Origin of the sequence: Kosakonia sp. S42 (assembly GCF_016624785.1) — a bacterium.
GTDB classification, from domain to species: domain Bacteria; phylum Pseudomonadota; class Gammaproteobacteria; order Enterobacterales; family Enterobacteriaceae; genus Kosakonia; species Kosakonia cowanii.
In genome coordinates this window covers 1-300 of sequence record NZ_JACVTW010000108.1, presented here as the reverse complement: position 1 = coordinate 300, position 300 = coordinate 1, and the positions used below count along the sequence as shown (strand labels likewise).

1 protein-coding gene is annotated in these 300 nt (G+C 56.7%); it reads right to left on the bottom strand.

Annotated features, from left to right (window positions below):
- Positions 1 to 119 precede the first annotated feature (119 nt).
- Positions 120 to 300, bottom strand: a 181-nt coding sequence (locus IAE50_RS25775) for a hypothetical protein (RefSeq protein WP_200581704.1), incomplete at its 5' end; no start/stop codon positions are given.

Here is a 300-nt window from a genome sequence, read left to right as displayed (position 1 = left end):
TGCGGTCAGGGAGGGATAATCCCAGGTCTGCTGCAGGTTGGCTTTCGCTGTTGCGGAGCCATCCTTCTCTGCACCCTTCTTAAGCAAATCCATCATGCTTTCTAAAAATTCAGACATTATTAAGTCCTCTCACGGTGGCGCAGGCGGGCAGCGATATCACCTATCAGCTCCAGACGCTGTGCCCGCAGGCTGTCTGGCCTGCCGTACATGCGGTCGTGTGTGCTGCCGGAAACGGTGTTTGTCAGTACTGGTAACTCACCGGTACTGCAGCCAGTGGCATACCAGCCCTGCCCGTCCAGG